This window comes from Microbacterium sp. RD1 (assembly GCF_052220165.1).
Lineage (GTDB): Bacteria > Actinomycetota > Actinomycetes > Actinomycetales > Microbacteriaceae > Microbacterium.
Window position 1 is genome coordinate 76,226 of record NZ_JBQPOL010000003.1, and the last position, 23,904, is coordinate 100,129.

Below are 23,904 nucleotides of genomic sequence, written 5' to 3' on the forward strand. Positions count from 1 at the left end.
ATCCGTGGCCCGCAGGACGCGCCCGTCCCGGACGATCCGGTCGAGCGGATGGCGCTACAGCGCGAGCACGCCCACGGTCTCGCCGAACAGCTCACCGCCGGGGCGGAAACCCACGCGGAGGTAGAACTGCTCGGGTCCGTCGGGGGCGGGGTCCCACAGGACGGTGATGCGCTCGTAGCCGCGGCGTCGGGCCTCGTCGGCGACCTGTTCGACGGCGAACCGCCCGATCCCCCGCCCCTTCGCCGCCTCCGCGACGTTCAATCGCCAGATGCCGCCGCGGAACGCCTCGATCTCGTTGTCGGGATCCCAGTTCGCCATGACGAAGCCGACGACCTCGTCGTCGTCGACGATCGCGCGGGGCCATGCCGTCGGCGTCACGTAGGCCTCGGCGATCGAGAACACCACGGGGGCGACATAAGCCTTCTCCCCCACGGCGGGCGGGATGCGCACCACCGCCGGAAGGTTCTCGGAGTCGAGTTCGACCAGGCGGAGAGTCATGCGCTCACCGTATCGGCGCCTCCCGACATCCGATGCGCCCCCACTTGCGTGAATCGGCTGCTATTTCGATCGAAATAGCAGCCGATTCACGCAAGTCGCGCGGGGTCAGTCGTCGTCTTTGCGCTTGCGCCAGCGGATGCCCGCGGCGATGAGGCCGTCCAGGTCGCCATCGAACACGGACGCGGGGTTGCCGACCTCGTACCCGGTGCGGAGGTCCTTCACGAGCTGCTGCCCGTAGAGGAAGTACGACCGCATCTGATCGCCCCAGCTCGCGGTGATCGTGCCGGCGAGCTCCTTCTTCTTGGCCGCTTCCTCTTCGCGCTTGAGGAGGAGAAGGCGGGTCTGCAGCACCCGCATCGCGGCGGCGCGGTTCTGGATCTGCGACTTCTCGTTCTGCATCGACACGACGATGCCGGTCGGAAGGTGAGTCAGGCGCACGGCCGAATCCGTGGTGTTGACCGACTGCCCCCCGGGTCCCGATGAGCGGAAGACGTCCACGCGCAGGTCACCCTCGGGGATCTCGACCTCGACGGCCTCCTCCATGACGGGGATGACCTCGACGGCGGCGAAACTCGTCTGCCGCTTGTCGGCCGACCCGAAGGGGCTGATCCGCGCGAGACGGTGCGTTCCGGCCTCTACCGAGAGCGTGCCGTATGCGTACGGCGCGTCGATCTCGAAGGTCGCCGACTTGATGCCGGCGCCCTCGGCGTAGGAGGTGTCCATGATCTTCACGGGGTACTTGTGACGCTCGGCCCAGCGGAGGTACATCCGCAGGAGCATCTCGGCGAAGTCGGTGGCGTCGTCGCCGCCGGCTCCCGAGCGGATGGTGACGACCGCCGATCGCTCGTCGTACTCACCGTCGAGAAGGGTCTGCACCTCGAGCTGGCCGATGACGTCCTCGAGCTCGGCGAGCTCGCGACGCGCCTCGTCGGCGGCATCCTCATCGTCCATCTCGTGCGCGAGCTCGACCATGACGTCGAGGTCGTCGAGGCGGGACTCGATGTCGGTGACGCGCTTCAGTTCGGACTGTCGGTGGCTGAGGGCGCTCGTGACCTTCTGCGCCTTGTCCACGTCGTCCCACAGATCGGGGGCGCCGGCCTCTTCGCTCAGCCGCGCGATCTCGGCCTGAAGGCCGTCGACATCGACGACGGCCTTGATGTCGCCGAACGTGGAGCGTAGAGCCTGGATGTCGGCGGAGGGATCGAATTCGAGCATGACGACTCAGCCTACCGCCGGTGCGACCCGCCTCCGTCGCCGGAGCATCCGGTGCTAAGGGCGGAACTAGGGTCGGATGGTGGCAGATTCCCCGCGGCAGGTGCTGGTGCGCTTCGCACCGATGATCTACGGACCGACGCTGCTGTTCGCCCTCGGCGAGGGCGCTGTCATCCCGCTCATCCCGGTGATCGCGTACCAGCTGGGGGCGGATGTCGCCGTCGCAGCGCTCGTCGCCGCCGCCCTCGTCGTGGGGCAGCTGTGCGGCAACCTCCCCGCCGGCTGGGCGGTCGCCCGCTTCGGCGAGCGTCCGACGATGGCCGGGGCCGGCATCGTCGCGCTCGGGGGGATCGTCGCCCTGGCGCTCGCGCCGAACCTGGCGGTGTTCGCCGCCGCCGTGTTCCTGATCGGCTTCTGCGCAGCCGCCTTCGGTCTCGCCCGGCACTCCTTCATGACCACCCGCGTACCGCTGGCCTTTCGCGCGCGGGCGCTGTCGCTCCTGGGCGGTACGTTCCGCCTGGGGATGTTCATCGGGCCGTTCGCGTCGGCGGCGCTGCTGTCGATCTTCGGCGACGAGCACGCCTCGATCTGGTTCTTCGCCGTGACGCTCGCCGCCGCCATCGTGCTGGTGCTCGTGGGCCGCGACCCGGAGGCCGTGCTCGCGGCGGAGGAGCAGGCAGCGCCGCAGCGAGATGTCGGCGCCGCTGAAGACAGCGGTGAGGCCGTGACGGGCTCCATACCCGTCGCCGGCCGCGAGGGGGTCTTCCGCACCCTGTGGCGCTACCGAGGGGTGCTGGCGCGTCTGGGCCTGGCTGCGGCATCCCTCTCCGCGGTCCGCTCGGCGCGACAGGCGGTGCTGCCGCTGTGGGGCGTGTCGATCGGCCTCGACGCGCAGACGATCGCGATCGTCGTAGGCGTGTCGGGCGCCATCGACTTCGCGCTGTTCTACGCCAGCGGACAGGTCATGGACCGCTTCGGGCGGCTGTGGGCGGCCCTTCCGGCCATGCTGCTCATGGCGGCGGGCTTTCTCGCCCTGTCGCTCACGCACGCGAGCGACCAGGCCGCGATGTGGTTCGCGATGTTCGGCGCCGTGCTCGGGGTCGGCAACGGGCTGTCGAGCGGGATTCTCCTCACCCTCGGCGCCGACGTCGCCCCGGCGGCCGACCCGGCCCCCTTCCTCAGCTCGTGGCGCACCCTCACGGATGCGGGCGGCGCGGTCGCGCCGTTGATCGTCTCGGCCGTCACGGCGCTGATGTCGCTGTCGGTGGCGACGGCTGTCGTCGGGGTGATCGGGTTGCTCGGCGCGGCGGGCTTCGTCCGGTGGGTTCCGCGCTTCGTCCCGCGGTCGCCGGCGCGCTGAGTCACACGATGAGCGGATCGGCTGGAGCTGCGCGCGCTCAATCCGAAGCGGAGCTGTACAGCGCCCGATACCAGATGCCGCTCACCACGTCCGCGCCCTGTTCGAGGCTGGGAGCCGCGCCGTTGTGCCTCTCCGACTCGATGTACCAGTGGAACGCGAGCTGCTCCACCATCGTGGCGAGTGCGACCGCGGCGAGCTGGGGATCGAGGTCGGTGGGCGCGGCGCGACGCACGTACTCGGCCTTGCGCTGAAAAGTCCGCTGCCGAAGAAGCCACCATCGCTCCGCGCACGCCGGAACCGCCGCGGACATCTCGAGAAGGCCGGCGATCAGGTGTCGGTTGGCGTAATAGGTCGTCAGATAGCGAAGCGACGACTCGCGGAGGGATTCACGGACCTGCCCTTTGACCCACGTGCCCGAGACGGAGGAGTACAGCGTCTCGACGAGTTCCTCGAGGATCTCGAGGAAGAGGTCGTCCTTGTCGCCGAAGTACCGATAGACGCTTCCGAGCGCGAGCCCGCTCTCCTGCGCGATCTCCGCTACCGTGGCGCCGAAGTAGCCGCGCCGGCGCAGCACCTCGCGTCCCGACTCCAGGATCCGGGCGCGGGTTTCGCGCCCCTTCTTGGAGGGGGCCTCGCGCACGGGGGTGCGCGGAGAGACGCCGGTCGTCACATCGAGCTCCTCACACGAAACTGAGGTCACTATCATCCCACAGTCTCGTCCGCCGCGCCGCCCGGGAGAAAGCTCGGCGTGCCGCACGGGCACACGGCACGCCGAGCTCCGTCACCAGCCCCGTCCGACCTCACGCGACGTGGGGGCGGTGCGAGCCGCATCCGTCGGCTCGCTCGTAGCGCCGGAGTTCGCGCTGATGTCGTTCCACCGCGTCTCGGGGAGAGATCGAAACAGCAGTCCCGTGCAGACGGCCGCGACGACGGCCATGTACAGCGCGGGCAGGCCGGCCGAGACCGCGGCGAGCGCCGCCGCGATGAGTGGGCCGGGACCCGCGACGATGGCCGCAGCGAGGTTGTAGCCGATCGAGCTTCCGGTGAGGCGGGTCTCCGCGGGGAAGAGCTCGATGAACATGACGGTGGTCGTCGAGATGTGCATCGCCTGGAAGACCCCGAAGAGCAGCATCCCCAACACGGCGAGGAACGGATTGCCGGTCAGCATGAGGAGGAAGGCCGGGACGGAGAACAACGCGAGCCCGATTCCGCCGATGAGGGAGACCGGCCTGCGCCCGATCCGATCGGACAGGCTCCCCATGAGCGGACAGAAGCACGCGTACACGAGAGCCCCGATGCCGACGACGGTCAGCGCCGTGGGCGGCGCCATCGCGACGGTGACAAGAAGGTAGTTCACCGCGTACGCAGCGAGGTAGTAGAACCCGAGCACCGTGATCGCTGACAGGCCGAAAGCCACCGCGAGGGCCTTCGCGTTGCTCGTCATGACGGTTCGGATCGGCGCCGTGACGACGGCACCCTCCGCCTTCAGCTCACGGAAGACCTCGGTGTCTTCCAGCTTCAAGCGCAGGTACAGCCCCAGAAGGGTCAGCGGGAGCGCCGTCAGGAAAGGCAGCCGCCATCCCCAGCTCAACACGGCGTCTGCGGGCAGGTTCGCGATGAGCAGGGCCGTCCCCGCTCCGGCGGCCACAGCGATGGCGCCGGTGAAGGGGATGATGCTCGCGGTGAGCCCTCGACGCTGGGGTGAGGAGTTCTCGACGAGGAACGCCGTCGAGCCGGTGTACTCCCCGCCGGCGGAGAACCCCTGAAGGCCGCGGAGCAGCACGAGGATGATGGGGGCCGCGATGCCGATCGTGGCGAAGTTGGGCAGGAACGCGATGAGTGCCGTCGCGAGCCCCATCATCGTGACGGAGAAGACGAGCGCGAATCGCCGGCCGCGACGGTCGCCGATCGCACCGATGACGAAACCTCCGAGGGGCCGCATCAGGAATGCGACGCCGTAGACGGCGAGGGTCGAGAGCAACGATGCAGTCGGGTCGCCGCTGGGGAAGAAGTTCGCGCCGATCGCCACGGCGAAGAAGCCGTAGATCGCGAAGTCGTACCACTCGATGAAATTGCCGACGCCGACCGCGATGAGGCGTCGCCTCAGGTCTGTCGCCGGCGTCGTTGCCGGATCACGCGTGATCATTTGTCACTCACTCTTCTCTAGATGGATGGTTATTGCGGGTCAACGGAAGGCGGCGAGTCCGGTCAAGGATTGGCCGATGATGAGCTGATGCACCTCGGAGGTGCCCTCGTACGTGAGGACCGACTCGAGATTGTTGGCGTGACGCAAAGCGGGATACGCGAGGCTGACCCCGTTGGCGCCGAGAATCGTGCGGCATTCCCGGGCGATGGCGAGGGCCGTCCGTACGCTGTTGAGCTTTCCGGCGCTCACCTGCTCCGGCCGGAGCAGCGACCCGGAGTCGACGAGTCGGCCGAAGTGCAGAGCGAGGATGATCGCCTTGCCGAACTCGACGGCCATGTCGGCGAGCTTGGTCTGGGTCGTCTGGTAGCCCGCGAGCGGCTTGTCGAAGATCTCCCGGCCGAGCGAATACTCCACCGTGCTCTCGATGCAGTCGCGCGCGGCGCCGAGCGCACCGAAGATGATGCCGAACCGCGCCGCATTCAGGCATGCGAGAGGTCCGGACAGTCCCTGGGCGTCGGGGAGAACCGCGGATGCGGGCAGCCGCACGTCCTGCATCGTGATCTCACCCGTGGGTGCGGCGCGCAGGGAGAGCTTGCCGTGGATGTCGCGAGCGGTGAATCCGGGCGTGTCCGTCGGGACCACGAACCCGCGGATGCGGTCGTCGGTGCGCGCCCAGATGATCGCGACGTCGGCGACAGAGGCGAGAGAGATCCACTTCTTGCTGCCGGTGAGCACCCAGTCGTCGCCGTCCCGCCGCGCGAATGTCCGCATGCCGCCGGGGTCGGAGCCGAAGTCGGGTTCGGTCACGCCGAAGCATCCGATGGCCTCGCCGCGCGCCATCCGAGGAAGCCACTCCTCCTTCTGGGCGACCGACCCCCATTTCCAGATGGCGTGCATGGCGAGGGAACCTTGCACCGACACGAGCGTGCGGATGCCGGAATCCCCGGCCTCGAGCTCGAGGCAGGCCATGCCGTAGGCTGTCGCGCTCGATCCGGCGCATCCGTACCCGTCGAGGTGCATGCCGAGCAGTCCGAGTGCTCCGAGCTCACGCATGACGTCGCGCACGGGTGTCGACTCCGACTCGAACCACGCCCCGATGTTCGGCCGGATCCGCTCGTCGACGTACTGCTGGGTGCGGGCGCGAACGTCGGAGTCCTCGGCCGACAGCAACGTCTCCACACCGAACATCCCGAACAACGTCTGGGGGGTCGAGTCGCGTCGCTTCATGAGGCACCCCAGCGGGGGCGGCGCTTCTCCAGGAAGGCGCGGGAGCCCTCCTTGTAGTCGTCGGTCTCCCGGATGCGAGCCATACTCGCTTCGGCGCTCGCCTTCGCTTCCTCTTCGTCGAGGTCGAGACCTTCGAGGAGGAGTCTCCGGGTCTCACGCACGGCGAGAGGCGCGTTCGCGCACACCCGGTCGGCCACGTCGAAAGCGGTCGGCATCAGATCGTCGGGCGCGACGACCTCGTTCACGAGTCCGAGCCCGTATGCACGGTCCGCGTCGATGGGATCGCCGGTGAGGGCGATCTGCATCGCCACGTTCTTCGGGACTGCCCTCGGAAGGTGGAAGAGGCCGCCGGCAGCGGCGACCATCGAGCGCTTGACCTCGCTCAAGCCGAAGGAGGCGGACGTCGATGCGACGACGAGATCGCACGCCAGGACGATCTCGAATCCTCCCGCCAGCGCGGGACCGTTGACGGCGGCGATGAGGGGCTTGAGCCGCTCCCGATCCGCAACGCCTGCGAACCCGCCGCGCTGGGTGCGTGCCGGACGGCCACCATCGGCCATCGCCTTGATGTTGGCGCCGGCGCAGAACACCGTCCCGGCGCCGGTGATGAGAGCGGCCCAGATCGATTCGTCTTGCTCTATCTCGTCGAGGTATCCCTCGATGGCGAGGGCCGCGTCGTTGTCGATCGCGTTGCGCACCTCGGGATTGTCGAGTGTGATGACCGCGAGCTGATCGCGGCGATGGAAGCGGACCATGAGGATCTTTCTGTGTCGAAGCGAGTCCGGGTGGGACGCGTGTGGGCGCGCCGCGACTGCGGGGTGGACGTGATGGGTCCACCCCGCCGCGCGTACGGGATGTCAGACGGGACCGGCGCTCAGGGGCGGGTCTCCTGCGCGTAGAGCGATCGGAGCTGCTTCTTGTCGACCTTGCCCAGGGAGGTGAGGGGCAGATCGGAGACGATGTGCACTTCGTCGGGGATCCACAGCTTCGCCAGCCGTGGACGCAGCCATTCCCTGAGCTCGTCGGGGCCGATCCGGCCGCCCTGCACGAGCGAGACGATCGCTATCGGCCGCTCGTCCCACCGGGCGGACGGCACCCCGATGACGCCGACGATGTCGACGTCGGGGTGCTGCTGCAAAGCGGCTTCGACCTCCACAGACGGCACCCACTCGCCCCCCGACTTGATGAGGTCTTTGAGGCGATCTTTGAGGCGGATGTAGCCGTCGGCGTCGATCGCGGCCGAGTCGCCGGTGCGGAACCAGCCGTCCGCGGTGCTCGACTCGCCCGGCCCTTCTCCGTGATAGTGGCTGGTGACCCACGGCCCCCGGCACTGCAGCTCCCCCACCGCGGTCCCGTCCCAGGGCAGCTCCTCGAGCGTCCCTTCGCGGACGATACGTGCCTCCACTCCCGCGATCGGGATGCCCTGCGACACGGCGACCGTTCGACTCGCGTCCTGATCGTCGCCGAGATGTGGGCGCGTACGGCTCATCGATGCGAAGGCGGCCGTCTCGGTCATCCCCCACACCTGCATGATCGGCCGCCCCGTGAGATCGCGACAGCGCTCGCTCAGGCGTTCCGGCACCGCGCTGCCGCCCGAGCACAGCATCCGGATGCTTCTCGAGGTCTCCGCAGTGAGTTCGGGGAGCACGCGCGACCATACCGCCGGTACCGCGGTCGCGATCGTGACGCCGAACCGGGGAAACAGTGCGGCGATGCCCGGGCCGGAGCCGTCGGGCCCGGGCATCACCAGATCTGCCCCCGTTGCTGCGGCGGCGTAGCCGAGATCCCAGGCGTTCGCGTGGAAGAACGGCACCAACGGGAGCACGGTGTCCCGCTCGCCGATCGCGGGACCGTCGACCTGCAGCAGAGCGAGGGAATGCAGCCAGATCGCGCGGTGGGAGTGCACGACTCCGCGTGGTCGCCCGGTCGTTCCGCTCGTGTAGCAGACGGTCGCAGCGAGTTCCTCTCCTCCGGGATCGATGCCGCCGAGTTCTCTTCGAGCGATGAGCTCGTCGTACTCGTCGACGACGACGTGCTCCGGAACGCCGTGGCGATCCCTCCCCGAGTCCGTGCCGTCACCCATGACGATGAGCCGCCGGACCGTCGGGAACTCGCTCAGGTGCGCCGTGAGGCGGGGCAGGAGCGCGCGATCGACGAACAGCACTTCGTCTTCGGCATCGTTCACGATGTACTTCAGCTGGTCGTCGGGCAACCGCACGTTGATGGGATGGAAGACGTAGCCGGCCAGCGGCGCGGCGAAGCTGATCTCGAAGTGACGGAGCGTGTTGTAGGCGAAGGTCCCCACGCGCGCGCCGGGACTCAGCCGCAGCGAGCGCAGCGCCGCCATCAAGCGACGGGTGCGATGCGCCCATTCGGCGTAGGTCACCGTCGCCTCACCGGGAGCAGCCGAGAAGATGCGCTTCTGGGGGAATTGCCGCTCGGCGCGAGCGAACAGCTGCGCCACGGTGAGCTGCACGCTCGGGACGGTGGACTGCATCGGCTTCGTCCTCGGCGGATCACTCATCGCCGCACGCGGAAAGGAGCCGATATCGGCGGCACTCATGATGGTCACCGTACGGCCTCGAGGAGCACCGCATCCGTCTGACCGAACCCGCCGCAGATAGCGGCGACCGCCCAGCGGCCGCCGGTGCGCTGCAGTTGGCGGGCCGCAGTGAGCACGAGACGCGCCCCGCTCGCACCCGTGGGGTGGCCGATGGCTACCGCCCCGCCGTTCATGTTCGTGCGCTCGGCCAGGTGCACGGCGAGCCCCTCGTCCCCATCGGCGAGCGTTTTGACACTGACGGCGGCCGTGGCCGCGAACGCCTCGTTGATCTCGATCACGTCGACGTCGCGCGCAGTGAGCCCAGCCTCATCCAGGATTCGCGCGATGGCGAGCCCGGGCAGGAAGACCGACGACGTCGGGGCTCCTGCCATCTGCACATACGAGTGCACCCGTGCGAGAGGCGTTCGGTCGCCGACGGCCCGGGAGCCCGCGAGCACGAGAGCGACGGCTCCGTCGTTGAGTCCCGGGGCGTTTCCCGCCGTCACCGTCGGTCCGCCATACACCGGGGTGAGCTGCGCGAGCTTCTCGAGGGCGCTGTCTGCTCGCGGCTGCTCATCGGCGGCGAGGTCGCCCTTCGGGGTGGTGATCGGGATGATCTCGTCGTCGAAGAACCCCTCGGAGAGCGCCGCGAAGTATCGGGCGTGACTCTGCGCCGCCCACGCGTCCTGCTCCTCGCGCCCCACTCCGCGACGAACGGCCTCCTCGCCCGCGGTACGGGCGATCGATTGCCCCCCGGCCAGCGGGTTGCGCAGCATGAGAAGGTCCTCGACGACGAGGTCGCCGCGCTTCGAACCCCACCGCGTCTCGTGAAGAAGCCGTGGGGTCTGGCTCATCGACTCGATCCCGAGAGCGACGGTCGAATGCGCTCCGTCGCGGATGGCCCGCCACCCCAGACCCACCGTCGTCATGCCGGAGCAGCATGCCCGGTCGATCGACAACGTCGGAAGCGTGTCCGGGAATCCCGCGGCGACCGCGTACTGCCGCGCCGGCACCATGAGACCGCCCTCGATCATGGCCATTCCCGCGTTGAGCTCTGAGACGTCGTCGACCGACCAGTCCGCGCGTCGGAGAACACCCCGCAAGGTCTGCTGCGCCAGATCCACGACGGACACATCGCGCAGACCGCCTCCGAATCGGCCGAAAGGCGACCGCACGCCATCGATGATCCACACCGGGTCGAGATCCGTCATCGTTCTCCCTTGAAGTGAAAGTGACATCACTTTTATATCTGTCGTGACCGGCAGACGTCAAGCGCAGCACGACACAACAATGGGCGACATGCGCCGCGTTCGCCCCGCAGCAGGCTCGGCCCAGATCGCCGCCGGGGTCGCCGGATGCCGCGATATGCCCTGCCGCGCGCTGGGTCAGCGGAGGGCGTTGCGGCTCGTCGCGGTCGCGCCCAGCTCGATCCCCGCCGGCACGAACATCGTGAGGATCGGGGGGTGCCACGTTGCCGAGAGGCTGACGCGCGCCGAGACGCCGTCGGGGCTGGACGCCGACACCAGCGTTGCCTCGCCCATCACATCGATGATCTCCTGCGCCTGATCCCGCAGCTCGGCGGCGGATAGATCGGCTCGCGCCTCTCCCCCGACGACGGTCAGAGTGAAGCCGTCGGCCGCGGCGAGAGCGGCGGCATCCGCGACGGCGTCGAGGCGCTTCTGCGCGAGATACAGGCTCGTCGCGTTCACGCATACGAGGACCAGGACGAGCGCCAGGACCGCGTAGCCGATCGTCAGAAGCAGGACACTCCCCTCATCGTCGAGCCGCTTCATCCGTCGCTCCAGAACCGGGAGATCTTCTGCACCGCCGTCGCCTCGATGGGGACCGTCGCCAACCGGTCGAGCTGCAGGACCGGGGGGACGAGCGGCAGCGAGACGGCGGTGCGGACGGTGACGATCACCGTCGCGCCGGCGGACGGACAGGCGGGGGCTCCCTCGGCGCACCGGATGTCGAGGTCGACGCCGTCGGCTTCGAGACCGTACTCGTCGATGACGGTGGCCAGGATGACCCGGGCTCGCTCGTCGGCCTCGGCGGGACCCGCGGCCGTCGACATCGCCCGCGCGATGTGGCGGGCCCCGGCCTCGGCTCCGAGCGTCTGCCCCTGGATCTGGCCGAGGGCGACCACCAGGTACACCACCGGGACCAGCAAGAGCAGCCCGGCGAAGATGAATTCCAGCGCCGCCGACCCGGTGTCGTCACGGAGGCCGATCGCCTCACTCCAGCGTCTCGACGGGCGCATCCGCGCTCACCTCCAGAACGCGCTCGGCCCCGAGAAGCCCGAGGAGCGGGAGCGTCGTGCGCACGGTGACCCGCACCGACGGGCCCGATGCGGAGGCTCTCTCGGTGACCGCGACGTCGGACGCGTACGACTCGCCGACCGACCGGGCCACGATCTGCCGGGTGCGCTCAGCGCCGTCGCTCAGAGTCGTGTCGGCAAGCGCCGCGTGGAAGGCGCCCTCGACCGCCGCATCGTGGACGACGTTGCGCACGTACACGGCGACGCCGAGCTGCATCACGCCGATGGTGAGGAGCGTCAGGAGCGCGCCGACGAGCACGAACTCGACCGGACTCGACCCGGCGTCGTCCGAAAGCGCCTGCACGAGCCGGGCGGGTCGCATCCGCCGGCGCTCTGCCATGCCTACAGGCCCGACACCCGCGAGATCGCCTGCTCGAACAGCTGCGCCAGAGCGGGGCCGGCGAGGGCCCAGATCACCACGACCAGGCCGGCCGTCATGAGCGTGATGAGCACCCAGCCGGGCACGTCCCCTCGCTCATCGGCGAGCGCATTGCCCCAGGCCGTGCGTAGGCGTCGCCACATCTGAATCGGTTGCACGTGCGCCCTCCTTTCCCGGCTGTGTCAGCCGATACCGAGTCGAAGCAGGAAGACTCCCGGGAAGACCGCGTACAGCACGCTCAGCGGGAGGATGAGGAAGACCAGCGGGATGAGCATGAGGATCTCCTTGCGACCCGACTGCTCGATGAGCGCACGCTTGGCCTCTTCCCGCGCGTCGGCGGCTTGCGCGTGGAGCACCTGGGCGAGAGGAGCCCCCCTCTCGAGCGCCGCGACGAGATGGTCGAGAGACCGTGACAGCGCCGGCACATCGAGTCGCTTCCCGAGACTTAGGAGAGCCTCGGGAAGCGGTTGGCCCGTTCCGACGGCGAGCATCGTGGTCCGCAGCTCGGCGGTGAGTTCGCCCGAGCCGACGGCGCCGACCCGGCGCAACGAGTCGACGATGCCCTCACCGGCGGACAGGCACAGTGCCAGGAAGTCCAGGACCGTCGGGAGTTCCTCTTCGATGCGCCGCGTTCGCGCGCGGGCGGCCCACGTCAGGCGGGTGTCGGCCAGCACCGCGGCCACCCCGGCGAGAACCGGCGCGACAAGTACCGCGCCGGGCGTGAGACTGCCGGCCATCGCGACCACCACGACGATGACGCCGCCGGCGCCGAGCCCGGCGAGAGCCCACACGAGCTGCCGGCCGCGGAAGGTGTTGGCGTCGATTCCCCAGCCCGCTTGGCGCAGGCGCCTGTCCACAGCCGAGGAGCCGCCGATGGTGCGGGCCAGACGCCCCAGCGCCTGGGCGAGTGCCTCTCGGATCGTGGGTACGGGCGACAATGCCGGACCGAGCCCCCGCGGGTCGGTGACGTCGCGGAGGTACGGAGCAATACGACGCGACAGACTCGGAGCGCTCACGCGCGGCGCGAGCGAGGCGAGGAGGCACACTCCGATGCCGAAGGTCGTGCCCAGCAGCACCGCCATCGCGGTCTCGGTCACGATGCCGGGGGTCATCCGAACCACCGCCGCGGTTCGGGGAGCCGGCCGATGCGCAGCATGAGACGGAAGGCGACGACCGAGACCACGGCTCCCGCAAGGATCAATCCGACACCTTCGGGGCTGCCGTAGGCGCGAGCGCCCTCCGGACGCAGAGCCAGCAGCACGAGGATGACCCACGGCGCCACGACGCCGAGAACCGCTGCGCCGCGGATCCAGGACTGCCGAGCCTCCACTTCTCCGCGCAGCGTCGCGTCGGCCCGCACAGACGATGCCAGGGCACGCAGCACCGTCGTCAACTCCGTGCCGCCGACTTGCCGCGCCATCCGGAGCGTCTCGACGATCCGGTCGGCGACGGGGTCTGCCAGGGCCGTCTTGAGGCGCTGCACGCTGGAATCGAAATGGCCGGATGCGTCGATATCACGCGCGAACGCCGCGAAGGCCGGGCGCAGCGGCGGGGGCGCGGACGCTGCCAGGCTCGCGACGGCGTCGGGCAGCGACATGCCCGCACGCACGGAGGCGATGAGCAGATCGCACACGTCGGGCCAGAGTGCGCGCCGGGAGCGCAGCAGCCGCGAGCGGCGAGCGCGCAGCCAGCCGAGGGGCGCGGCCGCACCCGCGATCGCGGCGACGGCGGCGAAGGCGAGGACGCCGGTGACGAGCCACGCGGTCGCCGCCGTGAGCACCGCGACCATCGCCGACACCAGGACCAGCACGCGAGGGCGCACGGACGCGAAGCCTGCCGCCTCCAGAAGCCGCGGAAGCGCTCCGGTCGCCGCCGCCGGTGCGGGGGATGAGACAGTGCCGGCCGGCCACAGCCACGGAGAGAGGGTGAGCAGCATCCCGGCGGCCAATGTCGCGCCGAGAAGCAGTGTCATCGCGCGCTCCGAGGGAAGACCCGCCGTACCTCGGGCGCATCGCCGAGGACGCGTCCGGTCGGTTCGACGATCTCGACCACTCGCCGACGGCCGTCCTGGCGGCGCTCGCAGTGCGCCACGACGTCGACCGAGCGCGCGACGGCCGCCGTCACGAACGCGGCGTCGATGTTGCGCCCGGCCAGCAGCGGGAGGGACGCGAGCTTCACGAGGGCCTCGGGGGCGGAATTGGCGTGGATGGTCGCCGCGCACGGCACACCGGTATTCAGCGCGAGCACGAGATCGAGAGCCTCGGCGTCGCGCACCTCGCCGACGACGAGGCGGTCGGGCCGCATCCGCAGCGCCTCTTTCACGAGGCGACGCAGGGTCACCTCACCCGTCCCCTCGAGACTCGGTTGACGCCCCTGCATCCCCACCACATCGGGCGCGTCCACGGCCAGCTCGAACGTCTCCTCCACCGTCACGATCCGCTGCGCCGGCGCGGCGGCTGCCACCAGGGCGCCGAGGAGCGTCGTCTTTCCCGCGTGGGTCGGCCCCGACACGACGATGCTGCGCCCGTCCCTCATCGCACGACCGAGGTACGCCGCGGCATCGTGGTCGATCGAGCCGGTTCGCACGAGAGCGTCGAGGTCGCGGAACAGCGGCAGGAACTTGCGGATGTTGACGGCCCAGTGCGCGCGGGTGATGTCGGGGATCACGACGTGCAGCCGGGATCCATCGGGAAGCGACGCGTCGACGAACGGCTGGCTGAGGTCGACCCTCCGCCCGCTGCTGTGCAGCATCCGTTCGACGAGATCGCGGATGACCGCGTCGGTGAGGACGAGCGGAACGCGCTCGGCGGAGCCCCCTCGTGCGACGAACACCCGGTCGGGCGCGTTGATCCACAACTCCTCGACCGTGGGGTCGTCGAGGTACGCCTGGAGGGGACCGAATCCCGAGACCTGCGCGAGCACGTCTCGCACGCACCCCGCCTCGTCGTCGATCGGCGAGAGGCCGCGGGCGAGGGCGTAGTCGTTGTGCCGCCGCACCTCGCTGTGCGCGATGCGCGCGGCCAGCTCCGGCTCGCGGGTGGGGTCGGTCTGCTCGGCTCGCAGCCGCTCACGCACCCGGTCGGCGACCACGGCGGTCGCCGAACCCGTCGGGGCGAAGGCGAGACTCATGCGGGAATCCTCGCAAACGACCGCCCCGGCGCGTCGAAGTTCTCCACAGCCCTAGTCGCGGACGGTCCCGCCGCGTGGCAGCGGGAGAACTGTCAGGCGCGCGCCGCGTCCTCGACGTGCGCGCTCATGAACCCGCGTTCGTCCCCCGGCGCGAAGCCGTGCCAGCCCGCCATCGACGCCGGATCGAGGACACGCCGGAGGATGTCGTCGGGGATGTCGAGCTCCTCGCGAGCGACGTCCAGAACCGCTCGCCCCGAGGTGGCCGCGGCCTTCATGATCTCCGCCGCCCGCTCGTACCCGACGAGAGGCGACAGCGCCGTGGCGAGCATCGCCACCCTCTGCACCTGCTGCGGACCCCGCTCAGTCGGCTCGACGCTGTCGATGCATCGCTCCGCGAGTACCGTGGACGCCCCGGCGAGGATGTCGATCGACTCCAAGAGTGCGTGCGCGACGACGGGCGACGTCACGATGATCTCGAAGTTGCCGCGACCGCTGGCCGCAGCGATGGTCGCATCGTTGCCCAACACCTTCGCGACGACCTGGAGAGTGGCCTCGGCGATCACGGGGTTGGTCTTGCCGGGCATGATCGAGGAGCCCATACCGAGCGGATCGACCGTGATCTCGGCGAAGCCCGCCTGCGGGCCGCTGACCATCCACCGGATGTCTTCGGCGATCTTCAGAATGCTCACCGCGATGGTCCGGAGCGCGCCGGATGCGAAAACCACCTCGTCGACGGTGTTCTGCGCCTGGAAATGCCCGTCGGTCTCGCGCACCTCGACCCCGTATTCGCGCGAGAGATGTCCGAGCGTCAGAGTGGCGAAGGCCGGATGCGTGTTGAGCCCCGTGCCGATCGCCGTGCCCCCGAGCGCGACCTCCGCCAGGCCCTCGGCGGCGGCCCGGAGACGACGGAGCCCCCGCTTGATCTGACCGGCGTACCCGTCGAACTCCTGGCCGAGCCGGATGGGAACGGCGTCCTGCAGATGGGTGCGGCCGGTCTTGACCACTCCCGCGGTGCGCTGCGCGGTCGCACGCAGGGACTCCAGCAGCCGCTCCAGCGCGGGAACGAGGCGCCGCTCGATCTCGACGAGAGCGGCGACGTGGATCACCGTGGGTGTGACGTCGTTGGACGACTGCCCCAGGTTCACGTGGTCGTTGGGATGCACCGGATGCTTGCCGCCGAGCGGGTGCCCGAGGATCTGGTTCGCGCGGTTGGCGATCACCTCGTTGGCGTTCATGTTCATGTTCGTCCCGCTCCCCGTCTGGAACAGGTCGATGTCGAACTGGCTGTCATGGCGACCGGATGCCACCTCCCCCGCAGCGCGCACGACAGCCCCGGCTATCACGGGGTCGAGGAGGCCGAGCTCGTCGTTTGCGAGGGCGGCGGCACGCTTGAGCGACCCCAGCACGTGCACGTACGACGACGGGAGGCGCAGCGAACTCATCGTGAACGCGTCGCGCGCGCGCTGCGTCTGTGCGCCCCACAGCGCCTCGTCGGGCACCGCCACCGCGCCGGCGAAGTCGTGCTCCCACCGCACCCCGGCACTCATTCCGGCCCCATGGCGATGTACTTCGTCTCCAAGTACTCCGCAATGCCTTCGGCGCCGCCTTCGCGTCCGAGGCCCGACTGCTTGACGCCGCCGAACGGAGCCGCCGCGTTCGAGATGAAGCCGCGGTTGAGACCGACCATCCCGGATTCCAGCTTCTCGGAGAACCACAGCGCCCGAGTGAAGTCCTGCGTGAAGACGTAGCTCACCAGGCCGAACTCGGTCGCGTTGGCAAGGCGCAGCGCCTCGGCGTCATCGCGGAACGTCGTCACCGGCGCGACGGGACCGAAGATCTCCTCGCTGCTCATCCGGCATTCCGGTGAGACATTCTGCAGCACGGTCGGCGGGTAGAAGTACCCCGGGGCATCCGGGACCGTGCCGCCGAGCGCGACGGTGGCGCCGTGCGCGACGGCGTCGTCGACGAGAGCGGCCACCTTGGCGCGCTGCGTACCGTCGATGAGCGGCCCCACGTCGGTTCCCGGCTCCATCCCGTCGCCGACCTGCAGCTGGGACAGCGCGGTCACCAAGCGATCGACGAACTCGTCGGCGACGTCCTCGTGCACGTAGAACCGATTGGCGGCGATGCAGGCCTCGCCGACGTTGCGCATCTTGGCGATCAACGCGCCCTTGACCGCTGCATCGAGATCGGCGTCGGCGCACACGATGAACGGCGCGTTCCCTCCGAGCTCCATCGATGTGCGCAGCACCTGGTCGGCGGCAGTGCGCAGCAGCAGCCGCCCCACCGGCGTCGACCCGGTGAACGAGACCTTCCGCAGGCGCGGGTCGCTCATCAGCGGCACCGAGACCGTCTCGGGCCGCGTGGTGGTGACGACGTTGAGCACGCCGTCAGGAAGCCCCGCCTCCCGCATGATCCGCGCGAACAGCAGCGACGTCAGCGGCGTCTGCGCGGCGGGCTTGAGCACCACGGTGCATCCGGCGGCCAGCGCGGGGCCGACCTTGCGCGTGGCCATGGCCAGCGGCACGTTCCAGGGGGTGATCAGCAGGCACGGACCGACCGGCTGGCGGATGGTGGCGATGCGACCGGGACCGGTCGGGTTCGCCCCGAACGTGCCGGTGATGCGCACCGCCTCCTCGGAGAACCAGCGCAGGAAGTCCGCGCCGTAGGCCACTTCGCCGCGCGATTCCGCGACGGACTTGCCCATCTCCAGAGTGATGAGCTCGGCGATCTCGTCGGTGCGAGCGACGATCATGTCGTAGGCACGGCGAAGGATCTCCGACCGTTCGCGGGGAGTCGTCGCCGCCCACGCCTCCTGTGCCGATGCGGCGGCGTCGAGTGCTCGAAGCGACTCGGCCTCGCGGGCGTCGGCGACACGGCAGAGGATCTCGCCGTTCGCAGGGTTCTCGACGGCGAAGGTCTCACCGGAGTCCGCATCGACGGAGCGGCCGCCGATCCACAGGCCGGTGGGGACCTCGGCGAGGATGGTGGGTGTGGTGGTCGTGTGTGTCATGTTCTTCTCCACTGGCGAGTCTTAGTCGAAGACGATCACCTGGCGCGCCGCACCGCCCGCGGCGAGGACGTCCAGGGCGTCGTTGATCTGGTCGAGCCGGATGTGCTCACTGATGAGCTCGTCGATCGGCAGCTTTCCGCTCAGGTACATCTCCGCGTACTCGGCGATGTCCTGCGAGGGGTCGCCCGATCCGAAGTACGAGCCGATGAGGGACCGCGCCTCCAGCACGAGCATCGCCGGCGACAGGGTGATGGTGGCGGACGGATGCGGCAACCCGACGGTCACCGTCCGTCCCCCGGGGTTGGTCAGGCCGATGGCCGCGGTGAGGGCCTCGGGACGTCCGACGGCTTCGACGACCAAGTCGTACGAGGCGCCGGAGTCGACCACCTCGTCGGGCGTGCGTACCGCCGCCACACCGACTGCTCGCGCCATCGCCTGCACCCGCGGCGACGGGTCGATACCGGTGACGCGAGCGCCGTACCCGGCCGCGACCATCGCGGCGGCCAAGCCCACTCCGCCGAGTCCGACGACAGCCACCTCGTCACCGGGACGCACCCGCCCCGCGTTGCGGACGGCGCCACCGCCGGTGAGGATGGCGCATCCGAGCAGCGCTCCGACGTCGCTGGGAATGGCATCGGGGATCGGCACGACCGATTGCCGGTTGACGACGGCGTGATCCGCGAAGGCCGAGACGCCGGCATGATGGTGCAGGTCGACCCCACCCTGCCGCATCCGGCGCACGCCGCCCAGAAGCGAGCCCTCCGCGGCGGTGCGCAGGCCCTCCGGGCACAGCGACCACTGGCCCGCGCGGCACGTCTCGCAGCGTCCGCACCGGCCGTGGAAGAGCGTCGTCACCTTCTGACCGATCTCGAGGTCTTCAACGCCCTCACCCCGCGCGACCACCCGGCCGCAGCCTTCGTGTCCCAGGACGACGGGCACGACGCCGACACGGTTGCCGTCGACCCTCGACAGATCGGAGTGACACAGTCCCGCGGCCTCCATCCGGATGAGCACCTCACCCGGACCCGGGGCCTGCTGCTCGATCTCGACCAGCCGTACCGGGCGAGACTGAGCGTAGGGACTCGCGTTCTGCAGGTTCTCCAGGACTGCGGCGGTGACGATCACGGGGCGCTCACCTCTTCGGCCGGAAGCTCCGCGGCCGCCCGGGCGACCACACGAGCACGACGCCGCGAGGGCGACCAATAAGCCGCGGCGATGCCGATCGCACACGCCACCATGAGGTAGAGCGCGATCGAGGTCGAGGTGCCTGTGGTGTCGAGCAGCACCGCAGCGATGATCGGGACAGGCGCGGAGGAGAGGATTCCACCGAACTGGTACGACATCGACGCTCCGGTGTACCGCACCTCCGGCGGGAACAGCTCAGCGATGAACCCGGCGCTGACCCCGTAGGCGGCGGCGTGCAGGATCGGGAGGGCGAGGAGGTAGGCGGCGAACAGCCCGCCGACCGTGCCCGTGTTGATCAGCAGGAAGACCGGCAATGCTCCCACGGCGACCAGTGCCGAGGTCGCCATGACGAATGCTCGCGGCGTCCAGCGGTCGGCCAGCGTCGTCACCAGCGGCAGTGTGGCCACCTCGAGCGCGGCGGCGCAGGTGAGGGCGACCAGCACGAGCTCGCGGGGCATCCCGAGTGTGACGGTCGCATAGGAGAGGAAGAACGTGCTGGCGATGTAGAAGATGCCGTTCGGCGCGAGGTTCACCAGCATCCCCGAGACGACCGCTCGCTTGTGATTCTTCAACACCGAACCGATCGGAACCTTGGGGAGATCGAGCTTCTCCTTGCTGGCCAGGAACTCCGGCGACTCGGTGACGGAGAGTCGGATGTAGAGGCCCACGGCCACCAGCAGCGCAGAGGCGAGGAAGGGCAACCGCCATCCCCATGCCAGCAGCGTCTCCTCGGAGAAGACCTGCGTGACGATCATGACCGCACCGGTGGAGAGGACGACACCGGCCGGGACGCCGGCCTGCGGGAAGCTGGCGTAGAACGCGCGGCGCTTGGGTGGTGCGTGCTCGAGCGACATCAGAACAGCACCGCCCCATTCACCACCGACGGCGAAGCCCTGGAAGAACCGAAGGGTGACGAGCAGGATCGGCGCCCACATGCCGATCTGGTCGTAGGTCGGAAGAAGTCCCACCAGAAAGGTGCCCAGCCCCATCATCACCAGCGAGAGCACGAGCAGACGTTTGCGGCCGATCCGGTCACCGAAATGGCCGAAGAAGATGCCGCCCAGCGGGCGGGCGATGAACGCCACGGCGATCGCACCGAATCCGGCCAGGCTGCTGATGGACGGGTCCTCCGACGGGAAGAACAGGGGGTTCAAGATCAGAACCGTGGCTGCCCCGAAGACGAGGTAGTCGTACCACTCGATGGTCGTGCCGATGAAGCTCGCCAGCGCCACCTTCATGGGCGTTGGCGGCGCCTTCGCCGCGCTGCTCTTCGTCATGGACATCAGTGTCTCCTCTTCATTGTGCCCGTCCGGCCGGGTGCCGGAGGGTTCGTTCGTCTCAGGGGTGGGCCAGCGCGGCCGGCTCGGGCGGAGGCATGTCAGACGCGCCGGGGAGCGCTGCCCACTGGGTGATCGCGACGTCGCAGATGTCGCCTGCCTCGCCGAGGTAGTCCTCGACGCCGAACTCGAAATGTTCGACTGTTGTCCCGGCGGCCTCTCGCTCGATCGTCAGCGCCCCATGCAGCGCGATGCCGTCTTGCCGAGCGCGACGAGAGGCGCGGTAGACCAGGTCGTGTGCCGGAGCTTGCCCCAAGCTGTCGGCGAGTCGGATCATCACCGCCTCGGCCATGACCAGTCCGCCATCTTGGCTGAGGTTGTCCCGCATCCGCGCGACGTCGACCTGGAGTCCCGCGACGAGATCAGCGGACTCGGCGAGCGCGCATCCGGCGAGCTCCGCCAGCTGCGGCAGGATGTGCCATTCGATCTGCCACTCCCCCGCTGCCCGCTCGTGTCCGGCCTCCTGCACGCGCGAGAGTGCGCCGGTCAGCGCGGCGGCCGACGCCGCCAGGCCCACGATGATCTCGGACGAGATCGGGTTCGTCTTCTGAGGCATCGTGGATGAGGCCCCACGGTGGGCGGCGAAGCGCTCGGACACCTCCCCGACCTCGGTGCGCGAAAGGTCGATGACGTTGCGGGCGAGTCGCGCGCAGGTGGCGGCGACGTTGCTGCAGAGCCATCCGAACTCGGCGAGTGAGCTGCGGTCGACATGCCAGGGCACGTCCCGCACACCGAGGCCGAGGCGCTCGGCGACATCTCGGCGCAGCGCGGCGGAAGAAGGCCCGTACGCCGCGCTGGTTCCCCCCGCCCCGTACAGCGACACGATCCCGATGCGGGGCAGGGCTTCGGCGATCCTGACTCGCAGGGCCGCGAGTTGTGCGAGGAAGGTCGACATCGTGGCGCCGAACGTGGTGGGCACGGCCTGCTGCGCGTGAGTGCGCGCGGCCATCACCGTGACACGATGCTCCTCGACGACGCGCACCACGCCGTCGCCCAGCCGCGCGAGACCTCGGTCGAACTCGACCAGCGAACGCTGCATCTGCAGAGCCACGGCGGTGTCCATCACATCCTGCGTGGTCGCGCCGTAGTGCACACGTCCGGCCGCCGATCCTGAGATCGCGCGGGCGATCTGACGCACGAGCCCGAGGATCGGGTACCCGACCAGGCGCGCCGAGGTCCACAACTCCTCGGCGTCGATCGTCTCCTTCACCGCAGCGGCGGCGATCGCTCGGGCATCCGACCGATCGATGATCCCGGCTTCGGCCTGCGCCAACGCCAGTGCGCGTTCGAAGGCGAGCCAGCCTTCCACCGACGACTCCGCCGACCAGATGCGAGCGTGCGCGCTCGGGCCGGCGACCTGGAGGAGGAGGGAAAAGGGCGACATGGAGCGCTTTCGATACGAGGAACGATAGGAGTGGAATGGATTCCACGTTCCCATAATGGAATGGATTCCACGTCATGTCAAGACCGCTCTTCGAGTGCGTTCAGCATCCGCCCGCTGTCGAGCTCAGCGGGAGACGATCGAATCGCGGATGATGAGCTCCCCGGCCAAGCGCACCGGCGGGGTCATCGCGTCACGATCGTCCCCATGCTCGATCAGCGCGAGGATCTCGCGGCCGGCGCGGCGACCCATCTCGGCCAGCGGCGGGGAGAAGGTCGTGATGGCCGGAGACCATACCGCATACCAGACGGGATCTCCCATCCCCGCGATGGAGACGTCCTCGGGCACGCGGAGCCCGCGTCTCTGGCAGCTCGCCAGGACTCCCAGGAGCAGACGGCTGTTGAGCGCCAGCACGGCCGTGGGAGCGTCGCCCTCCAGCAAGGCGAAAGCAGCGATGCCCGCCTCGATGCTCAGGTCGGCGTGGACGACGCGCGCGCGAGCGCCTGGCGGCGGGTCGACGATCGGGACCTCGCGGATGCCGGCGGCACGGATCGCACGGCGAAAGCCCTCGAGTCGTTCGCGCGAGGTGCTGTACTCGAGGGAGCCGACGAGCAGAGCGATATCGCGGTGACCTGCCTCGAGGACGAGCCGCGTGAGCTGTTCGACGCCTTCCGCGTCGTTGGTGAGGACAGCGGGAATCTCGCCGTCGTCGGACCGGCGGTTCAGCTGGACCACCGGAAGCTCCGTCGGCACGGGGGCGCTCGGGTCGACCGGGACGTGCACCACCCCGTCGACGCCGGAGCGCAGCATGCTCTCCCACGCTCGTCGCTCATCCCCCAGACGAGTGCTCGTCTGCGCGACGATGAGCTGATAGCCAGCCGCTGCCACCTCGCTCTGGAGGACCTCCGCCGCGGCGGTGTAGAACTCGTTGTCGAGGTCGGGCAGCAGCAGCCCCACCATTCGGCTGCGGCGCTCCCGGAGCGCACGCGCGGCCGCGTTGCCGCGATACCGGAGCTCTTCGGCGGCCACCAGCACCCGCTGCCGCGTCGCCTCGTCGACGGAGCCCCTGCCGCTGAGCGCTCTCGACGCCGTACCGGTGCCCACCCCGGCGCGCTTGGCGACCTCCGCAAGACTCACCATGCGACCACCTTGCCACGCCGGCTCACGCTTCCCCGGCAGCACCGGCCGGGCCCGCGAGGGATCGGGGGCTGACCCCCAGGGTCGCCGAACCCCCGCACGCCTAGACTGATTCCACCCGCGGGAGTGGTGAAATTGGCAGACACGCAGGATTTAGGTTCCTGTGCCTCCGGGCGTGTGGGTTCAAGTCCCACCTTCCGCACGGCGGCGCTTTCGCGCCCGCTCCATCCGCCGACCGAACGACGGGACTCCGTGTGATCACCCAAGCCGCTCTCATCCCCTGGCTCGACCCCGAGGCGATCATCACCGCGGCGGGACCGTGGGCGCTGCTGGTGGTGTGCCTCATCATCTTCGCCGAGACCGGGCTGCTCATCGGGTTCCTGTTGCCCGGCGACACGCTGCTCATCATGGCCGGGCTGCTGTCTCATCCGTCTGCGGCGGCGCCCCACGGAGTGTTCGGGATCAACGTGTGGTGGGTCGGGCTGCTGATCGGCCTGGCCGCCTTCATCGGCGGCGAGGTCGGGTACTACATCGGCCACAAGGCAGGCCCCGCGATCTTCGAGCGGAAGGAGTCGGGGATCTTCAGCGTGCGGAATGTCGAACGCACCAACGCGTTCTTCGAGCGCTTCGGCGCGCTCACTGTGATCTTGGCGCGCTTCGTCCCCGTCGTCCGCACGTTCGCCCCCATCGCCGCCGGCGTCGGGCACATGAACAAGTGGAAGTACACGCTCTACAACCTCGTCGGCGCGGTGATCTGGGGCTTCGGCCTGACCGTGGGCGGGTATCTGATCGGGCTCATCCCCTACGTCGGTGATTTCGTCGCGGAGTACATCGACGTGATCCTGCTCGTCGCCGTCGCCGGCACCATCGCCTTCGTGGCCTTCCACTACTTCCGCGAGCGCGCCCGCGCCAAGCGCGCGCCGCACGGTGGCGACCCCGAGACCGACGCGCAGGAGGCGCAGGCGCTCGTCCTCGACCCGGAGGTCTTCGACCACGACGGCCGCCCGCGCCACGACGGGCAGACGCCCGGAGCCTGAGGGC

23 protein-coding genes and 1 tRNA gene are annotated in these 23,904 nt (G+C 69.5%); 3 read left to right on the forward strand and 21 right to left on the reverse strand.

Going from position 1 to position 23,904, the window contains the following annotated elements; all coding sequences use genetic code 11:
- Window positions 1–54: 54 nt before the first annotated feature.
- Together ACTU3I_RS14875 and prfB are read right to left on the reverse strand one after the other, a co-directional pair.
- Window positions 55–498: a GNAT family N-acetyltransferase gene (locus ACTU3I_RS14875; RefSeq protein ID WP_442926494.1), complete on the reverse strand. Its 444-nt coding sequence runs from the start codon at window positions 496–498 to the stop codon at window positions 55–57.
- A 105-nt stretch (window positions 499–603) separates the two neighbouring features.
- Complete coding sequence (prfB, locus tag ACTU3I_RS14880) at window positions 604–1,713, reverse strand: peptide chain release factor 2 (protein ID WP_442926495.1); 1,110 nt, start codon at window positions 1,711–1,713, stop codon at window positions 604–606.
- A gap of 76 nt (window positions 1,714–1,789) precedes the next feature.
- Here prfB and ACTU3I_RS14885 point away from each other — a divergent pair, with 76 nt between their 5' ends.
- Window positions 1,790–3,070: an MFS transporter gene (locus tag ACTU3I_RS14885; protein WP_442926496.1), complete on the forward strand. Its 1,281-nt coding sequence runs from the start codon at window positions 1,790–1,792 to the stop codon at window positions 3,068–3,070.
- 37 nt (window positions 3,071–3,107) lie between these two features.
- On the opposite strand, the gene ACTU3I_RS14890 is transcribed toward ACTU3I_RS14885, so the two are convergent.
- The 19 genes from ACTU3I_RS14890 to ACTU3I_RS14980 form a co-directional block, all read right to left on the reverse strand.
- Window positions 3,108–3,740, reverse strand: coding sequence for a TetR/AcrR family transcriptional regulator (locus ACTU3I_RS14890; RefSeq protein WP_442926497.1), 633 nt, complete (start codon window positions 3,738–3,740; stop codon window positions 3,108–3,110).
- A gap of 111 nt (window positions 3,741–3,851) precedes the next feature.
- A complete protein-coding gene (locus tag ACTU3I_RS14895; protein WP_442926498.1) occupies window positions 3,852–5,216 on the reverse strand; it encodes an MFS transporter in 1,365 nt (454 codons plus the stop codon).
- A 39-nt stretch (window positions 5,217–5,255) separates the two neighbouring features.
- The gene (locus ACTU3I_RS14900; RefSeq protein WP_442926499.1) at window positions 5,256–6,443 is read right to left on the reverse strand and encodes an acyl-CoA dehydrogenase family protein; all 1,188 of its coding nucleotides are present in this window, start codon (window positions 6,441–6,443) and stop codon (window positions 5,256–5,258) included.
- Entirely contained in the window at window positions 6,440–7,198 is a 759-nt protein-coding gene (locus ACTU3I_RS14905) for an enoyl-CoA hydratase-related protein (RefSeq protein ID WP_442926500.1), read from the reverse strand. The genes ACTU3I_RS14900 and ACTU3I_RS14905 overlap by 4 nt, the downstream gene beginning before the upstream one ends.
- A 119-nt stretch (window positions 7,199–7,317) precedes the next feature.
- The gene (locus tag ACTU3I_RS14910; RefSeq protein ID WP_442926501.1) at window positions 7,318–9,006 is read right to left on the reverse strand and encodes a long-chain-fatty-acid--CoA ligase; all 1,689 of its coding nucleotides are present in this window, start codon (window positions 9,004–9,006) and stop codon (window positions 7,318–7,320) included.
- 5 nt (window positions 9,007–9,011) lie between these two features.
- Window positions 9,012–10,196 carry a thiolase family protein gene (locus ACTU3I_RS14915; RefSeq protein WP_442926502.1) on the reverse strand — a complete coding sequence of 395 codons (1,185 nt, stop codon included), beginning with the start codon at window positions 10,194–10,196 and terminating at the stop codon, window positions 9,012–9,014.
- 174 nt (window positions 10,197–10,370) lie between these two features.
- Window positions 10,371–10,778: a pilus assembly protein TadG-related protein gene (locus ACTU3I_RS14920; protein ID WP_442926503.1), complete on the reverse strand. Its 408-nt coding sequence runs from the start codon at window positions 10,776–10,778 to the stop codon at window positions 10,371–10,373.
- Window positions 10,775–11,245 carry a TadE family protein gene (locus tag ACTU3I_RS14925; RefSeq protein WP_442926504.1) on the reverse strand — a complete coding sequence of 157 codons (471 nt, stop codon included), beginning with the start codon at window positions 11,243–11,245 and terminating at the stop codon, window positions 10,775–10,777. Before ACTU3I_RS14925 ends, ACTU3I_RS14920 begins: the two co-directional genes overlap by 4 nt.
- Complete coding sequence (locus ACTU3I_RS14930; RefSeq protein WP_442926505.1) at window positions 11,220–11,642, reverse strand: TadE/TadG family type IV pilus assembly protein; 423 nt, start codon at window positions 11,640–11,642, stop codon at window positions 11,220–11,222. The genes ACTU3I_RS14925 and ACTU3I_RS14930 overlap by 26 nt, the downstream gene beginning before the upstream one ends.
- Before the next feature lie 2 nt (window positions 11,643–11,644).
- The gene (locus ACTU3I_RS14935) at window positions 11,645–11,824 is read right to left on the reverse strand and encodes a hypothetical protein (protein ID WP_442926827.1); all 180 of its coding nucleotides are present in this window, start codon (window positions 11,822–11,824) and stop codon (window positions 11,645–11,647) included.
- Between the two features lie 39 nt (window positions 11,825–11,863).
- Window positions 11,864–12,793: a type II secretion system F family protein gene (locus ACTU3I_RS14940; protein WP_442926506.1), complete on the reverse strand. Its 930-nt coding sequence runs from the start codon at window positions 12,791–12,793 to the stop codon at window positions 11,864–11,866.
- Window positions 12,790–13,653, reverse strand: coding sequence for a type II secretion system F family protein (locus ACTU3I_RS14945; RefSeq protein ID WP_442926507.1), 864 nt, complete (start codon window positions 13,651–13,653; stop codon window positions 12,790–12,792). Before ACTU3I_RS14945 ends, ACTU3I_RS14940 begins: the two co-directional genes overlap by 4 nt.
- Window positions 13,650–14,810: a CpaF family protein gene (locus tag ACTU3I_RS14950; RefSeq protein WP_442926508.1), complete on the reverse strand. Its 1,161-nt coding sequence runs from the start codon at window positions 14,808–14,810 to the stop codon at window positions 13,650–13,652. Before ACTU3I_RS14950 ends, ACTU3I_RS14945 begins: the two co-directional genes overlap by 4 nt.
- 92 nt (window positions 14,811–14,902) lie before the next feature.
- A complete protein-coding gene (locus tag ACTU3I_RS14955; RefSeq protein ID WP_442926509.1) occupies window positions 14,903–16,357 on the reverse strand; it encodes a class II fumarate hydratase in 1,455 nt (484 codons plus the stop codon).
- Window positions 16,354–17,823, reverse strand: coding sequence for an NAD-dependent succinate-semialdehyde dehydrogenase (locus ACTU3I_RS14960; RefSeq protein WP_442926510.1), 1,470 nt, complete (start codon window positions 17,821–17,823; stop codon window positions 16,354–16,356). The genes ACTU3I_RS14955 and ACTU3I_RS14960 overlap by 4 nt, the downstream gene beginning before the upstream one ends.
- Window positions 17,824–17,844: 21 nt before the next feature.
- Window positions 17,845–18,948: an alcohol dehydrogenase catalytic domain-containing protein gene (locus tag ACTU3I_RS14965; RefSeq protein ID WP_442926511.1), complete on the reverse strand. Its 1,104-nt coding sequence runs from the start codon at window positions 18,946–18,948 to the stop codon at window positions 17,845–17,847.
- The gene (locus ACTU3I_RS14970) at window positions 18,945–20,285 is read right to left on the reverse strand and encodes an MFS transporter (protein WP_442926512.1); all 1,341 of its coding nucleotides are present in this window, start codon (window positions 20,283–20,285) and stop codon (window positions 18,945–18,947) included. The genes ACTU3I_RS14965 and ACTU3I_RS14970 overlap by 4 nt, the downstream gene beginning before the upstream one ends.
- A gap of 61 nt (window positions 20,286–20,346) precedes the next feature.
- Complete coding sequence (locus ACTU3I_RS14975) at window positions 20,347–21,729, reverse strand: lyase family protein (protein ID WP_442926513.1); 1,383 nt, start codon at window positions 21,727–21,729, stop codon at window positions 20,347–20,349.
- 123 nt (window positions 21,730–21,852) lie between these two features.
- The gene (locus ACTU3I_RS14980) at window positions 21,853–22,866 is read right to left on the reverse strand and encodes a LacI family DNA-binding transcriptional regulator (RefSeq protein WP_442926514.1); all 1,014 of its coding nucleotides are present in this window, start codon (window positions 22,864–22,866) and stop codon (window positions 21,853–21,855) included.
- Window positions 22,867–22,983: 117 nt separating this feature from the next.
- Between ACTU3I_RS14980 and ACTU3I_RS14985 the strand changes: the two genes are divergently transcribed.
- Both ACTU3I_RS14985 and ACTU3I_RS14990 read left to right on the forward strand, forming a co-directional pair.
- A tRNA-Leu gene (locus ACTU3I_RS14985) sits at window positions 22,984–23,065 on the forward strand.
- Between the two features lie 55 nt (window positions 23,066–23,120).
- On the forward strand, window positions 23,121–23,900 hold the full coding sequence (locus ACTU3I_RS14990) for a DedA family protein (protein ID WP_442926828.1): 780 nt from the start codon (window positions 23,121–23,123) through the stop codon (window positions 23,898–23,900).
- Window positions 23,901–23,904 lie beyond the last annotated feature (4 nt).